Raw genomic sequence first — 13,316 nt, 5'->3', positions numbered from 1 at the left:
TCGCGCCTAAAACGCACTTTAAAAAGCATAAACTATCATTTAAATGTAAAAAAGCAGAACAAAAGTTCTGCCTGTTTAAAGTAACCGTTAAAAAATGAACGTCCAGAAATAAACTATTCTGAAATGATATTCTCTTTACTTCTATAAAGTGAGATAAATGTCATCAAAAATAATGAAATCGTAGGTATATCAAAACATTCAAACCACGTAGGTAGATTTATTTTGTTTACATCAGCCACAATTCTAATCATTAGATAAGCTATAGAGCTAAACAATACAATAAACTCTGACCAAGCTTTTTGTAGTAATTGAACAACTTTCATCTCAAACTCCGATCTGATGGTTCATCAATTTCCAATCGTACTTTCTTTTGTTTTGTACTTGTATCCTACATAAAACAGACCAAGCAGAATTGGATAGGTTTCTGGATAAAACAGAGTATTGATCGGATTTTTCATAATCAAATACGTTGCGATATAAAGAATAATCGATACGACAAAATACCCCTCAGCAAATCCTAATAAGATTTTTTTCATAGCAGACTCCTATTTACCTGAAAAGAGTGCTCGAGTTGTTAAAATAGCTCCACCTGTATATACAAAACCTTTTACAAAACCAACTGCCACAGGGATAAGAAGGGGAAAGGCTCCCCCTTGAATTTCCTGCAAGTCCGTATCAGTCATTGTTTCAAATTTTAAAATAGATTTTTCCATATCATCTCCTCCTTCTATTACCATCTACCCGTCACATAATTATAACCTGCAATTCCTGCTGCAGTAATTCCACCAGCAATTTTAGCTGCTGTCACAGGATTAGCAATCACCCAAGCTACAATCGGCCATGCTCCCCCATTCACATCCGTCAACTCTTCTTCTGTAAGAGCTACAAAGTTCTGTTCCATGTTGTCAAAATTTGTCATCTTTTTTCTCCTTATTTTTTCTATATAATATTTAATCTTTAACCTCTAAGCCACTTAAATAGCCAGATTGGGTAAATTACTGAAATCATTTCCTTCTCTCCTTCCTTTTCTTCTCACTTTTTTATTCGAGAAGTAATTTAAAATGAACAGGTAAATTTCATTTATTTTAAATACCATTTGATCAACCATGGCAATAAGATTGGTAAATACATCACATAGTCTCCTTCCCTTTTCCTTACCTATCTATTCGAAAAACAATTCGAAAATGAACAATTCATTCATTTTTATTTTAAAAACCACTTAATGAACCACGGATAAAAACCAATCACATACATAAATGTTCCTCCTTTTTCTTTCTCATCTCTTTATTCGCAATTTCTACTAAAAGTTTCTCTTTTTTCTGCAAATAAAAAACAACATGATTTGCATGTTGCTTTTGGCTATTTTTTATCTTTAATAATCGCTACTACATCCGCTACACTTTGAAGTTGATCGATTTCCTCATCAGTGATTTCGATACCAAATTCATCTTCTAGTGTCAAGACAAACTCCATCAAGTCCACTGAGTCCGCATCTAGATCGTCTTTCAAACTTAAGGCTTCTGTTACGGCAAAGTCTTCTCCCTGTCTCTCTTGGATAATGGTTACAATACGGTCAAAAATTTCTTTTTCTGTCATCTTTTTTATTCTCCTGAAAATTCACGCGCAGTCTGGGCGACTACGTCTGTTTCTAGCATGGTACGAATCTGGCGAATCGTACTATACACAGCCTTGGCATCACTTGAGCCATGAGTCTTGACAACCGGTGCCTTAACACCAAACAAGACCGCTCCACCAACATCTGAATAGTTGAGTTGCTTTTTCAAACCTTTAAGGCTATCCTTGAGAAGAAGAGCACCTAGTTTCGCTCGAAGACCACCACCTGTGATAGCTGTCTTAAGCAAGCCCATGATACCCATGGCTGTCCCTTCAATAGATTTGAGAACAGCGTTTCCCGTGAAACCATCTGCCACAACAACATCCGCAACGCCATTCATCAAATCACGCGCTTCCACGTTTCCGACAAAATTCAAGCTTTTATCAGCTGCTAGCAAGGCGTAGGTTTCCTTACGAAGGGGATCACCCTTGCTGCTTTCTGTTCCATTGTTGAGCAAACCAACACGTGGTTTCGAAATCCCACGAACATTTTTCGCATAAAAGGAACCCAAAACAGCGTATTGGTGCAGATGATGGGCTGTATTTTCCGCATTGGCTCCAAGGTCTAGCATGTCAAAGCCTTTGCCATCAATGGTCGGTAAGGTCGACATGAGTCCAGGACGGTCGATATTCTTGATACGACCTACAATGAAGAATCCTGCAGCCAACAAGGCACCTGTATTCCCAGCCGAGAGGACAGCGTCTGCCTCTCCTTCTTTGACTGCCTTAGCCGCTAATACCATACTGGCATTTTTCTTCTTACGAATAGCTTTTGTAGGTTCATCATCAAAATCAATCTTCTCATCCGTATGGATAATGCTGACACGTTCTGTCGCTGTTAGATATTGCTTGATTTTGCTTTCGTCTCCATAGAGTTGAACCTCAATATCTGAAAAGTCAGCCAGGGCTTGATTGACACCCTCAACGATAGCTTGAGGTGCATAATCGCCCCCCATAGCATCTACTGCAATTTTTTTCATTTGTCTTCCTCTTTTAGTAATTGTCCCCAGTCTGCTAGGGAATCAATAAATTTCTTTGATTTTAGGTGAATTCCAACATACTCTTCGTAGATTTGATCTATAAACTTGCGCAAGTCTTGCTTAATTTCGGGCTTGAGCGAAATGGTCTCCAAGGTCTCAAAATCAATGGCTTGAAATTGATTGAGTAGATAAGGGATATTGGGATTGAGATGGCAACGTCTCTCATCTTCATGATAATGCTCTGGGCAGAGGCAGGCTCCATATTTGAAAGAAAAGTCAAAAGCCTGACCGATCCGATGGCAAAAGACACACTCATTAAAATTAAGGCTAATCCCAAATCGGGTCAAGATTTGAATTTCAAAAATATTGGTCAAAACCTGATAATCCAAACCCTCTTCCATCAACTCCAAAGTCTTTTGCAAAAAAGTAAACAAGGGAGCATCCTGCTGGTTATCCTGCAAACTAGCATCTGCAAGAGCAGCAACATAGGTCGCATAAGCCATGACAAAGAGATCACTATTAATCTTAGGAAAGGTCATCACCTCATGGTAGTCCTCGATATAGCTGAGCCCATCATCATTGATTCGTAAGAGAAATCGCGCCAACACCAAGGGCTGAATAACCGGAGCTAGTTTGGACTGACCAGCGTGTTTGACGAAAAACATGCGCTTGCCAGCCTGCTCGGTAAAAATCTTGACTAACTTGTCATCCTCACGAAAATTACGATTGTAGAGCACCAAGCCTTGACTCGTGATAGACTGAATCATGCTTCTCTCATGTACTCCTCAAGTCGTTTCATGGCTTCTTTGATAGTCTCCATGCTAGCTGCATAAGATAGGCGAACATAGCCTTCTCCGTAGCGTCCAAAGGCGGCACCAGGGATAAAGGCAACAGCCTTCTTCTGAGCAAAATCCTTCAGAAAAGCAAAGGAATCTTGATTGTAGCCAGCAGGAATCTTAGCAAAGATATAGAAGGCACCGTCTGGTTTGATAATCTCAAAACCAAGAGCAGTCATTTTCTCGATAATATAATCACGACGCTGAATGTACTCCTTCTTCATAGGCTCCGCGTCGTTTTTACCCGCCGTCAAAGCCTCCACCGCAGCATGTTGAGCCATAGTGTTTGCGGCAGTTACCAAGTACTGGTGACTCTTAATTAACTGAGCTGTAAAGGCCACAGGAGCAAAGATAAAGCCTAAACGCCAACCTGTCATAGCATGAGACTTAGATAAACCATTGATAATAATAGCCTGATCTCTCAGCATAGTTCCCAAAGATACATGGGCTTCGCCTGTATAGGTTAATTCTGAGTAAACCTCATCACAGACAACGAAAATCTCATACTTGCGTAAAACGTCCGCCAAGGCTTCCAACTGCTCCCGACTATAGGTAATTCCTGTCGGATTGGCTGGATAGTTGAGAATGACCGCCTTGAGCTTGTCGCCTTGCTCCAAAATGGCCTTTTCCAACATCTCAGGAGTCAAGACAAAACCATTTTCAGTCGTATCAATCTCGACAACCTCTGCCCCAACTAGATTGACAATCGGCTCATAACCTGGATAGGCAGGAGCTGGCAAGAGCACCTTATCTCCCTCTTCCAAAATAGCTGTCAAAGTAGCCGATAAAGCCTCTGTCGCCCCAATTGTAACCAAGATCTCATTTTCAGGATTGTAATCTAGCTGGTATTTTTCTTTTACAAAATCACTAGCTGCCTGACGTAATGTTAACAGACCACTCATCCCTGTATAGTAGGATTGGTTCTGGTCAATGGCCCGCTTAGCCGCTTCCTTAACATGATCTGGCGTTGTAAAATCAGGTTCTCCCAAGGTCAAACGCAGGACCCCAGGAATCTCCGAAATAGGCTGGTCAAACTGGCGAATCAAGGAAACTTGAATCTTATCTAATTGTTTATTAAAGCGCTTAGTTAAGTCCATAGATACCTCCTACTCTCAAAACGTATCTCTATTATACTACAAAAGCCCCCCGACCGCAAAAATACATTATATAATATCTTTCCACTTTCTATTTTACTTTTCCTGTTTACAGGTCTATAATGGTAACAGATTATGATTGGAGGTTTTTATGTCATTTCTATCAAAAAATGGAGCAGGCATCTTGGCCTGCCTTCTCATTTCTATCATTTCTTGGTTTCTAGGAGGACTTTTCCCCGTCGTGGGTGCACCCGTTTTTGCAATCTTTATAGGAATGCTCCTACACCCCTGGCTCTCCCCCTACAAACAACTAGATGCAGGTTTGACCTTTAGTTCCAAAAAATTACTCCAGTATGCTGTTATCTTGCTTGGTTTCGGTCTCAATATCTCGCAAGTCTTTGCAGTTGGACAAACTTCACTCCCTGTCATCCTATCAACAATTTCAATTTCCTTGATTGTTGCCTACCTCTTCCAGCGCTTCTTTGCACTGGATACAAAACTGGCTACCTTGATTGGAGTGGGGTCTTCGATCTGTGGAGGTTCTGCCATTGCGGCGACAGCGCCTGTTATCCATGCTAAGGAAAAGGAAGTCGCCCAAGCCATTTCCGTTATCTTTTTCTTCAATATCTTGGCTGCGCTCATCTTTCCAACTCTAGGAACCTGGCTTCATCTATCTAATGACGGCTTTGCTCTCTTTGCAGGAACTGCGGTCAATGATACTTCTTCTGTAACGGCCACAGCTAGTGCTTGGGACAGTCTTTATCAGACCAATACCCTCGAGTCTGCAACCATTGTTAAACTCACGCGCACCTTAGCGATCATTCCTATTACGCTCTTTCTCTCCTACTGGCAAAGTCGCCAACAAAAAAACAGCCAAGATTTCCAACTAAAAAAGGTCTTCCCACTTTTTATCCTTTATTTCATCCTGGCCTCTCTCTTAACGACTCTTCTCACCTCTCTCGGTGTGTCTAGTAGCTTCTTCACCCCTCTCAAACAACTCTCCAAATTCCTCATTATTATGGCCATGAGTGCTATCGGTCTCAAAACCAATCTAGTAGCTATGGTCAAATCCAGCGGTAAATCCATTCTTCTTGGAGCACTTTGCTGGATTGCCATCATCCTCACCAGTCTTGGCATGCAAGCATTGATTGGTACTTTATAATACAAAAAGGTAGCCTACTGGCTACCTTTTTATTGCTCAAGAATTAAGCGTGTGTGTTCTCTCTTGATACAGCGATTCATCACGATGTCATCGCATCCTCCAGCACGCAAGATTTCTTCCGCTTCTATATTTTCAAGTCCTAATTGCGCCCAAAAAATCTTGGCATCAGCCTTGAGAAAATCACGCGCCACATCTGGTAAAAACTCGCTCCGTCGGTATACATTGACAATGTCCACAGGAAAAGGAATCTCAGCTAGACTCGCATAAGCCTTCTCTCCCAAAATTTCCCCACCTGCAGCCTTGGGATTAACTGGAATGATTTTATAGCCTCGATCCTGCATTTCCTTGGTCACTCGATTGCTAGTTGTTTCTTCACGATCGGACAAGCCCACTACCGCTAACGTTTTACTGGTCTCCAGATACTGACGGATCACACCATCACTTGGATTGATAAATTCTTGACTCATAGAAATCCTCCTTTTTTCTCAGTATAGCATATTTTGAAAAGGCTTGCAGATTTTGACTATAAAAATCTCCTAGCAAGAAAAGAAGCCTGCTAGGAGAACGATCTATTTCAAGTGAAAGTTTAGATTTTTTTCTCGATACTAAATAACGGAGAAAGAGGACGTTTTTCGTGGATACGGATAATAGCGTCGCCCAGAAGATGGGCAATCGAAATTTGTTCAATCTTATCAATCAAACGCTCTTCTGGTAGGTAGATAGTATCCAAAACAACCAATTTCTTAATAGCTGATTTTTGGATATTGTCCATAGCTGGCCCAGAAAGAACTGGGTGCGTACAGCTTGCGTAAACTTCAACAGCACCTGCTTCAGCAAGAGCGTCCGCTGCATGACAAATAGTTCCAGCTGTATCGATCATATCGTCAATCAAGATACAAGTCTTACCTTCTACTTTACCAATGATGTTCATCACTTCACTGGTATTCATCTTGTCTACACTACGGCGTTTGTCAATAATCGCAATCGGAGTTTTCAAAAACTCCGCCAATTTACGAGCACGAGTCACCCCACCATGGTCTGGGCTGACAACCACATAGTCAGAGCCAACCATGCCACGGCGTTCAAAATAGTCCGCAATCAATGGAGCACCCATCAAGTGATCTACGGGAATATCAAAGAATCCCTGAATCTGTGCAGCGTGCAAATCAATCGTCAACAAACGATCCACACCAGCCACTTCTAGCATGTTTGCAACGAGTTTTGCAGTGATTGGCTCACGCGCGCGCGCTTTTCTATCCTGACGTGCATAACCATAGTAAGGCATAACAACATTGACAGATTCTGCACTAGCACGCTTCAATGCGTCCACCATAATCAAAATTTCAAGTAAATTATCATTTACAGGTGAGCTCGTTGATTGTAGGATAAAGACGTGTTTTCCACGGATTGATTCTTCGATGTTGACCTGAATCTCCCCATCTGAAAATTGGCGAACAGTCGATTTCCCCAACTCTATCCCAATCTCTTGCGCCACACGCTCTGCCAATTCTCTATTTGAAGAAAGGGCAAACAGCTTTAAATCAGAAAAAGACATGATTTCCTCCGGTATTTATGTATCACTTGTTTTTTACACAACATTTTCCATCTACCATTGTAGCGCTTTTTCCTTTATTTTTCAATCAAAAATAAAACAAGAGTAAACATTTATACCCTTGTTTTATGCTATTTTATATTAGCTATATTAAACCTAAAAATCCTACATTTTAACAATCGATTTTATGCTAGGATGAAATTTTTTCGAGACAAAGTTAGTATACTTCTCTCATACTTCCTGTATCCACATCATAGACAGCACCTGAAATAACCACATCATCAGGAATCAGTGGAGATTCTCGAATCAATTGCATATCCTCTCTCACACTCTCTTCAACATCCTGGAATGGTAAAAAGTCTTGACCCGACACATCAACCCCGAGTTCATGCTTCAAATGCTCTTGAAAAGACTCATTTTGAAAGGTTTGAGCTCCACAGTCTGTATGGTGAAGCACCACGATTTCTCTTGTCCCCATTTGTTGCTGGGAAATCACCAGTGAACGAATCATGTCCTCAGTTACTCGACCACCCGCATTCCGCAAGATATGAGCATCCCCAAGGGCCAAACCTAGAGCTTGCGCAACGTGCAGACGTGAGTCCATACAGGTCACAATAGCTACTCTGGTTTTGGGTTTAAGTGGCAGATTTAATTTCCCATGAAGGGCAACATAAGCCTGATTGGCTTGCATAAACTGTTCAAAATACGACACGATTTCCCCCTTAAAAATTTGATAATCAAATATTTCTCCTATCTTATCATTTTTAAGAGGATTTGTCACGGATTATGCAAAGACCTTTTTCAAAACTTCCTGAATAGTCGTCACGCCAATGACCTGAATTTCTTGAAGTGGTTTAATGCCTGTCAAGGAATTTTTCGGTACATAAATCTTGGTAAAGCCCAGTTTTGCCGCTTCATTGATGCGTTGTTCGATACGATTCACGCGCCGAATTTCTCCGGTCAAGCCCAGTTCACCCACAAAACATTCCTGAGGATTGGTAGGCTTGTCCTTGTAACTCGAAGCAATAGCCACTGCAACGGCTAAGTCAATGGCAGGCTCATCTAGTTTGACACCACCAGCAGATTTGAGATAGGCATCCTGATTTTGCAAGAGAAGTCCTGCACGTTTTTCCAAAACAGCCATAATCAAACTAGCACGATTGAAGTCAAGCCCTGTCGTCGTACGCTTGGCATTTCCAAACATGGTCGGTGTCACCAAGGCTTGAACCTCCGCCAAAATCGGACGCGTCCCTTCCATAGTTACCACGATTGATGAACCAGTGGCTCCATCCAAACGCTCTTCTAGGAAAACTTGACTCGGATTGAGCACCTCAACCAAACCACCTGACTGCATCTCAAAGATTCCAATCTCATTAGTGGATCCAAAACGATTTTTGACTGCTCTCAAGATACGAAAGGTATGGTGCCGCTCCCCTTCAAAGTAAAGCACCGTATCCACCATATGCTCCAACATACGAGGACCAGCCAGAGTGCCCTCCTTGGTCACATGCCCTACGATAAAAATAGCAATGTTATTAGTCTTCGCCAACTGCATGAGTTCAGCTGTCACCTCACGCACCTGAGAAACAGACCCCTGTACCCCTGAAATCTCAGGAGACATAATAGTCTGGATGGAGTCTATAATGAGAAAGTCTGGTTGGATGCGCTCCACCTCTGCACGAACACTCTGCATATTAGTCTCTGCATAGAGATAAAACTCGCTATCAATATCCCCCAAGCGCTCTGCTCGTAGCTTAATCTGCTGGGCAGACTCCTCCCCACTGACGTAGAGAACCGTACCCACTTGAGACAACTGAGTTGAAACTTGTAGAAGAAGAGTTGATTTCCCGATTCCTGGATCCCCACCGATAAGGACGAGACTTCCTGGTACCACTCCGCCTCCAAGCACACGGTTAAATTCCTCCATCTCGGTCTTGGTTCGATTGACATTGATAGACGTTACTTCAGCCAGTTTCATAGGCTTGGTTTTTTCACCTGTCAAGGACACACGCGCATTCTTTACTTCTGCAATCTCGACCTCTTCTACAAAAGAAGACCAAGCTCCACAGTTTGGACAGCGTCCTAGATACTTAGGGGAATTATACCCACAATTTTGACATACAAATGTCGCTTTTTTCTTTGCGATGATAAACCTCTTTCTAAATCTCTACCTCACACTCAATTACTTGGCAAAAATCAATCTTCTCGTCTGGTACAAATTGGCGCATGAGCATTCTATGAGCGACAACTAGCACTGTCTGGTAGTCTCGGTACTTTATCATAGTTTCCAAAAAACGCGCCTTCATCTCTTCAGCTGTCTCATACTGAATAGAACTATTAGGAAGCAACTCCCCATTGTTTTCTAAAAACAGAGTACGTGCTTTTTCGAAGTTCTCTATACCTGTTTCATAGACCTGCCATTCATGCAATAAGGGTTCTACTCTCAAAGGAAGGCCAGTAGCACGAACCACATAAGATGCAGTTTCTAATGCTCGTGTCACTGCAGAAGACACCAGTATATCAGCTGAGCCAAGCAAAGGATTTTGGCAAAGTTTCTGAGCTTGTCGCCTTCCTTTCTCAGACAAAGGAGCCAAATCTAATCCAAAGCCAGTGTAGGAACACTCCTCTAACTCACGGTAGTCTGGCTCTCCATGACGTACAAAGATAATCTTCATCTTAGTACCCTGTTGATCCAAATCCACCTGTCCGAACCCCGTCTGCCTCATCTCCGTCTGCAATTAAGAAAGGCGCAAAGACAGCCTGAACCACACGTTCCCCAACTTCGAGAACCACTTCCTGGTCAGTAATATTTTTCATCTGAGCAAAGATATGTCCCTCATTCCCAGGATTTCCATAATAATCCCCATCAATGACCCCCACAGAGTTGATCAAGACCAAGCCCTTCTTGCGAGGGTTTGATGAACGGTCATAGAGATAGAGCACTTCTGTCGGCTGCATGTAGGCCTTAACACCTGTCGGAACCAAGACAATCTCTCCTGGCGCAATCACAGTGCGTTCCGCAACCTTTAAATCATAGCCAGCCGCATGAGCTGTCTCTCGTTTCGGCAATAAATTTTCATCTGTAAAACTCGAAACCAATTCAAAACCACGAATTTTCATATTTTTCTCTTTTCTATAATCATTTATTCTAGGCTATTTTATCTTATTTATTCGAAAAAAGCACGAAAAAAGAGCACACAATTCACATCGCTTAGGGCTGCTGGATTCCTCCCCTGACCCGCTTCACGCAGAACTGTTGCTCCACTATTTATTATACCACATTCCCTTCTATTTTTAAAGAGAAATTATTTTTTCCGTCGATTTCGGAAAAAATCCTGCATAATCGCTGCACAGTCATCTTCCAAAATTCCCGTTTCTACCTCTACACGATGATTGAGACGCTCATCTGTCAAAATATCGTACAAACTTCCAGCTGCACCAAATTTCTGGTTTTTAGCCCCATAAACTACGTTTGGAATACGGGCAAGCCCAATCGCCCCGCTACACATGACACAAGGTTCAATGGTCACAAAAAGCGTACAATCGAGTAGGCGCCAACTCTCTTCACTCGCATTCGCATTCTCTATAGCCATGATTTCTGCATGCATAACCGCCCGTTGCAACTCTTCGCGTGCATTATGCCCCCTACCAATGATTTCTCCATCCTTGACAATCACACAGCCAATTGGAATTTCATCGTGTTCTAGAGCAATTTCTGCCTCCTTCAAGGCCTCTCTCATGAAGTTTTCTTTTTCTTCAACTGTATAATGCATCAATTTTTCCTTTTCCTACTTGTCGATTCTATTATTATATCATGATTCCCAAGACAAAAAAAGCCACCCAATGGGGTGACTTAATAGGGAGATTATTATGAAAAAGAAAAGTTTAGGATTTTGCTACAACAAGTTAGAGGTCTTCTTGTAACTGTCTATAGTATACCCAACCTGTCTTAAACTAATCTTAAAAATCTCCTATGACCAAACACTTTCTAAAATATTAGTTTGTTCACGACCGGGACCTACTGAGAAAGTTGAGATACGAACACCAACCAACTCGCTTACACGACGAACATAGTTACGTGCATTCTCAGGAAGGTCTTCTAAATTACGGACTCCAGTGATGTCTTCTGACCAACCTGGCAATTCCTCGTAGATTGGCTTGCAACGTTTCAACTGCTCAAGACTAGCAGGATAGTAATCAATACGTTGACCATCAAGATCATAGGCCACACAGATTTTCACAGTATCCAAACCACTCAAAACATCGATAGAGTTCAATGAAAGATTGGTAATCCCAGATACACGGCGGCTGTGACGCATCACAACTGAGTCAAACCAACCCACACGACGTGGACGGCCAGTTGTTGTACCGTATTCATGACCTACTTCACGAATGCGATCCCCTACTTCATCAAATAATTCAGTTGGGAAAGGTCCATCTCCTACACGACTTGTGTAGGCTTTACATACACCTACAACCTTGTCAATCTTACTTGGACCAACACCAGACCCAATTGTCACACCACCAGCGACAGGGTTTGACGACGTAACAAATGGATACGTACCTTGGTCAATATCCAACATAACACCTTGCGCACCTTCAAAAAGCACACGTTTGCCATTATCAAGCGCATCATTTAAGATAACAGACGTATCTGTCACATACTGCTTGATTTGTTGGCCGTACTCATAGTACTCTTCAAAAACATCATCAATTGAAATAGGAGTACTGTCATACAATTTTTCAAACAGACGATTCTTTTCCGCAAGATTGCGTTCCAAACGTTCACGGAAAATATCCTTATCCAAAAGATCAGCAATACGAATCCCAACACGAGCAGCTTTATCCATATAGGCTGGACCAATACCCTTGATAGTTGTCCCAATTTTATTGTCGCCCTTAGCTTCTTCTTGTAGACGGTCTAATTCAATATGATATGGCAAAATGACATGCGCACGATCCGAAATGCGTAAATTATCTGTTGTCACACCTTCATCATGAAGATAGGTCAATTCTTTTACTAGAGATTTAGGGTTTACAACCATCCCGTTCCCAATAACAGAAATCTTTTCGGGGAAGAAAATACCTGATGGAATCAAGTGTAACTTAAATTTCTTGCCATCAATCACAATTGTGTGACCAGCATTGTCACCACCTTGATAACGAGCAATCACTTCTGCATTAGCTGAAAGAAAATCTGTAATTTTCCCTTTACCTTCATCACCCCACTGGGTACCAACAACAACAACTGAAGTCATAGTAAAACTTTGTCTGAGCCGTGTGGCTCTTCCTTTCTCATATACATGGCAGGAGTCTCACCTGCAATTATATCTTACAATTTATTATAAGAAAAAAACACTATTTTATCAAGAAGAAACACTAGAAAAGATTTGGAATTTCTGTAAATTATAAAAATCCTAACCTTAAATTTTAAATAAAATCCTTAAATTCACAAATTCAATGCTGATTATTGTTCGTGATAAATGATTTATGAGTTTCTTATTGGATAAGAGTTGTACCACCTTGCAGGAATTCATCTAGATATAGACGATAAGCTGTTTTAAAGTGATATAGTGAAAAGTCCCTGTCACTTTTTATTTTAAATCGGATTAAATAATATAGTAAAAAACGAAGATGAAGTGATTCCCACTCAGCACAACTCTGGCCTAAAGAGGCATATTCTTGTTCAACTAGTTTCAAAAAAACAAATGCTCGGTCATAAAATTTCTGAAGCATATAAAAATTCCCTTTCTTATTACTAACACTAGTCTAACAAAAAAAGGAACTAAAAAAGCTTCAAATCCTATAAAAGAAGAATTTAAAGCTAAACGAACTAAAAATAAAATAAAGAGGTAATTATAGGTACAAAAACTAAGACTTAGATTTTCAACTATCTACTTCACTTAAAAGTCATAACTACCCGTCTATGTACTTCACCTGACGGAGCAAGACGAACTAATAGTCACATAAAAAAACGTTCAATTGAACGTTTTTTGTCAGTACTCCGCCAGTAGGACTCGAACCTACGACATCATGATTAACAGTCATGCGCTACTACCAACTGAGCTATGGCGGATA

Annotated in this window: 18 protein-coding genes, 1 tRNA gene and 1 other RNA gene; 1 reads left to right on the top strand and 19 read right to left on the bottom strand. The window is 41.3% G+C overall.

Annotation, left to right across the window (positions count from 1 at the left end; genetic code table 11):
- Positions 1–113: 113 nt before the first annotated feature.
- The 8 genes from EKB01_RS08500 to EKB01_RS08465 all read right to left on the bottom strand — a co-directional run bounded on the left by EKB01_RS08500 (position 114) and on the right by EKB01_RS08465 (position 4,527).
- Positions 114–323: a hypothetical protein gene (locus tag EKB01_RS08500; RefSeq protein WP_000869801.1), complete on the bottom strand. Its 210-nt coding sequence runs from the start codon at positions 321–323 to the stop codon at positions 114–116.
- A 24-nt stretch (positions 324–347) separates the two neighbouring features.
- On the bottom strand, positions 348–536 hold the full coding sequence (locus EKB01_RS08495) for a hypothetical protein (protein ID WP_000722238.1): 189 nt from the start codon (positions 534–536) through the stop codon (positions 348–350).
- Positions 537–545: 9 nt separating this feature from the next.
- Positions 546–713 carry a bacteriocin gene (locus EKB01_RS08490; protein ID WP_000415691.1) on the bottom strand — a complete coding sequence of 56 codons (168 nt, stop codon included), beginning with the start codon at positions 711–713 and terminating at the stop codon, positions 546–548.
- Between the two features lie 17 nt (positions 714–730).
- On the bottom strand, positions 731–919 hold the full coding sequence (locus EKB01_RS08485; RefSeq protein ID WP_049501355.1) for a class IIb bacteriocin, lactobin A/cerein 7B family: 189 nt from the start codon (positions 917–919) through the stop codon (positions 731–733).
- Positions 920–1,359: 440 nt separating this feature from the next.
- A complete protein-coding gene (locus EKB01_RS08480) occupies positions 1,360–1,596 on the bottom strand; it encodes an acyl carrier protein (protein WP_000136435.1) in 237 nt (78 codons plus the stop codon).
- Between the two features lie 5 nt (positions 1,597–1,601).
- Positions 1,602–2,594 carry a phosphate acyltransferase PlsX gene (gene plsX / locus EKB01_RS08475; RefSeq protein ID WP_109290223.1) on the bottom strand — a complete coding sequence of 331 codons (993 nt, stop codon included), beginning with the start codon at positions 2,592–2,594 and terminating at the stop codon, positions 1,602–1,604.
- Positions 2,591–3,361: a DNA repair protein RecO gene (gene recO / locus EKB01_RS08470; RefSeq protein WP_096422951.1), complete on the bottom strand. Its 771-nt coding sequence runs from the start codon at positions 3,359–3,361 to the stop codon at positions 2,591–2,593. The genes plsX and recO overlap by 4 nt, the downstream gene beginning before the upstream one ends.
- Positions 3,358–4,527: a pyridoxal phosphate-dependent aminotransferase gene (locus EKB01_RS08465; RefSeq protein WP_167266573.1), complete on the bottom strand. Its 1,170-nt coding sequence runs from the start codon at positions 4,525–4,527 to the stop codon at positions 3,358–3,360. The genes recO and EKB01_RS08465 overlap by 4 nt, the downstream gene beginning before the upstream one ends.
- A 148-nt stretch (positions 4,528–4,675) precedes the next feature.
- Between EKB01_RS08465 and EKB01_RS08460 the strand changes: the two genes are divergently transcribed.
- Positions 4,676–5,686 carry a YeiH family protein gene (locus tag EKB01_RS08460; protein WP_109290222.1) on the top strand — a complete coding sequence of 337 codons (1,011 nt, stop codon included), beginning with the start codon at positions 4,676–4,678 and terminating at the stop codon, positions 5,684–5,686.
- A gap of 29 nt (positions 5,687–5,715) precedes the next feature.
- Here the strand turns inward: EKB01_RS08460 and EKB01_RS08455 are convergent, their stop codons facing one another.
- The 11 genes from EKB01_RS08455 to EKB01_RS08410 form a co-directional block, all read right to left on the bottom strand.
- A complete protein-coding gene (locus EKB01_RS08455) occupies positions 5,716–6,153 on the bottom strand; it encodes a CoA-binding protein (RefSeq protein ID WP_109290221.1) in 438 nt (145 codons plus the stop codon).
- Positions 6,154–6,272: 119 nt separating this feature from the next.
- Positions 6,273–7,241, bottom strand: a complete 969-nt coding sequence (locus EKB01_RS08450; RefSeq protein WP_000010175.1) for a ribose-phosphate diphosphokinase — start codon at positions 7,239–7,241, stop codon at positions 6,273–6,275.
- Positions 7,242–7,455: 214 nt separating this feature from the next.
- On the bottom strand, positions 7,456–7,950 hold the full coding sequence (locus tag EKB01_RS08445; protein ID WP_167266571.1) for a carbonic anhydrase: 495 nt from the start codon (positions 7,948–7,950) through the stop codon (positions 7,456–7,458).
- Between the two features lie 72 nt (positions 7,951–8,022).
- Positions 8,023–9,387 (bottom strand): DNA repair protein RadA, encoded by a 1,365-nt coding sequence (gene radA / locus EKB01_RS08440; RefSeq protein WP_347877301.1) that lies wholly within the window; start codon positions 9,385–9,387, stop codon positions 8,023–8,025.
- Positions 9,388–9,397: 10 nt separating this feature from the next.
- On the bottom strand, positions 9,398–9,913 hold the full coding sequence (locus EKB01_RS08435; RefSeq protein WP_208288080.1) for a histidine phosphatase family protein: 516 nt from the start codon (positions 9,911–9,913) through the stop codon (positions 9,398–9,400).
- A gap of 1 nt (position 9,914) precedes the next feature.
- On the bottom strand, positions 9,915–10,358 hold the full coding sequence (locus tag EKB01_RS08430; protein ID WP_045593764.1) for a dUTP diphosphatase: 444 nt from the start codon (positions 10,356–10,358) through the stop codon (positions 9,915–9,917).
- A gap of 59 nt (positions 10,359–10,417) precedes the next feature.
- Positions 10,418–10,511: signal recognition particle sRNA small type (ffs, locus tag EKB01_RS08425), an RNA gene on the bottom strand.
- Between the two features lie 32 nt (positions 10,512–10,543).
- The gene (gene tadA, locus EKB01_RS08420; protein WP_167266565.1) at positions 10,544–11,011 is read right to left on the bottom strand and encodes a tRNA adenosine(34) deaminase TadA; all 468 of its coding nucleotides are present in this window, start codon (positions 11,009–11,011) and stop codon (positions 10,544–10,546) included.
- 198 nt (positions 11,012–11,209) lie between these two features.
- Positions 11,210–12,496, bottom strand: coding sequence for an adenylosuccinate synthase (locus tag EKB01_RS08415; protein ID WP_045616593.1), 1,287 nt, complete (start codon positions 12,494–12,496; stop codon positions 11,210–11,212).
- 241 nt (positions 12,497–12,737) lie between these two features.
- A complete protein-coding gene (gene comW, locus EKB01_RS09330; RefSeq protein ID WP_000939505.1) occupies positions 12,738–12,974 on the bottom strand; it encodes a sigma(X)-activator ComW in 237 nt (78 codons plus the stop codon).
- 266 nt (positions 12,975–13,240) lie between these two features.
- Positions 13,241–13,314, bottom strand: a tRNA-Asn gene (locus EKB01_RS08410).
- Positions 13,315–13,316 lie beyond the last annotated feature (2 nt).

This window comes from Streptococcus sp. CCUG 71758 (assembly GCF_011714815.1).
In the GTDB taxonomy this organism is placed as follows: Bacteria; Bacillota; Bacilli; order Lactobacillales; family Streptococcaceae; genus Streptococcus; species Streptococcus halitosis.
This window is presented reverse-complemented; position numbering and strand designations above follow the sequence as displayed.

What these genes read in the sequence shown, in the direction of transcription:
- EKB01_RS08500 (WP_000869801.1), bottom strand. Translation starts at nt 323, where the DNA reads ATGAAAGTTGTTCAATTACTACAAAAAGCTTGGTCAGAGTTTATTGTA.
- EKB01_RS08495 (WP_000722238.1), bottom strand. Translation starts at nt 536, where the DNA reads ATGAAAAAAATCTTATTAGGATTTGCTGAGGGGTATTTTGTCGTATCG.
- EKB01_RS08490 (WP_000415691.1), bottom strand. Translation starts at nt 713, where the DNA reads ATGGAAAAATCTATTTTAAAATTTGAAACAATGACTGATACGGACTTG.
- EKB01_RS08485 (WP_049501355.1), bottom strand. Translation starts at nt 919, where the DNA reads ATGACAAATTTTGACAACATGGAACAGAACTTTGTAGCTCTTACAGAA.
- EKB01_RS08480 (WP_000136435.1), bottom strand. Translation starts at nt 1,596, where the DNA reads ATGACAGAAAAAGAAATTTTTGACCGTATTGTAACCATTATCCAAGAG.
- plsX (WP_109290223.1), bottom strand. Translation starts at nt 2,594, where the DNA reads ATGAAAAAAATTGCAGTAGATGCTATGGGGGGCGATTATGCACCTCAA.
- recO (WP_096422951.1), bottom strand. Translation starts at nt 3,361, where the DNA reads ATGATTCAGTCTATCACGAGTCAAGGCTTGGTGCTCTACAATCGTAAT.
- EKB01_RS08465 (WP_167266573.1), bottom strand. Translation starts at nt 4,527, where the DNA reads ATGGACTTAACTAAGCGCTTTAATAAACAATTAGATAAGATTCAAGTT.
- EKB01_RS08460 (WP_109290222.1), top strand. Translation starts at nt 4,676, where the DNA reads ATGTCATTTCTATCAAAAAATGGAGCAGGCATCTTGGCCTGCCTTCTC.
- EKB01_RS08455 (WP_109290221.1), bottom strand. Translation starts at nt 6,153, where the DNA reads ATGAGTCAAGAATTTATCAATCCAAGTGATGGTGTGATCCGTCAGTAT.
- EKB01_RS08450 (WP_000010175.1), bottom strand. Translation starts at nt 7,241, where the DNA reads ATGTCTTTTTCTGATTTAAAGCTGTTTGCCCTTTCTTCAAATAGAGAA.
- EKB01_RS08435 (WP_208288080.1), bottom strand. Translation starts at nt 9,913, where the DNA reads ATGAAGATTATCTTTGTACGTCATGGAGAGCCAGACTACCGTGAGTTA.
- EKB01_RS08430 (WP_045593764.1), bottom strand. Translation starts at nt 10,358, where the DNA reads ATGAAAATTCGTGGTTTTGAATTGGTTTCGAGTTTTACAGATGAAAAT.
- tadA (WP_167266565.1), bottom strand. Translation starts at nt 11,011, where the DNA reads ATGCATTATACAGTTGAAGAAAAAGAAAACTTCATGAGAGAGGCCTTG.
- EKB01_RS08415 (WP_045616593.1), bottom strand. Translation starts at nt 12,496, where the DNA reads ATGACTTCAGTTGTTGTTGTTGGTACCCAGTGGGGTGATGAAGGTAAA.
- comW (WP_000939505.1), bottom strand. Translation starts at nt 12,974, where the DNA reads ATGCTTCAGAAATTTTATGACCGAGCATTTGTTTTTTTGAAACTAGTT.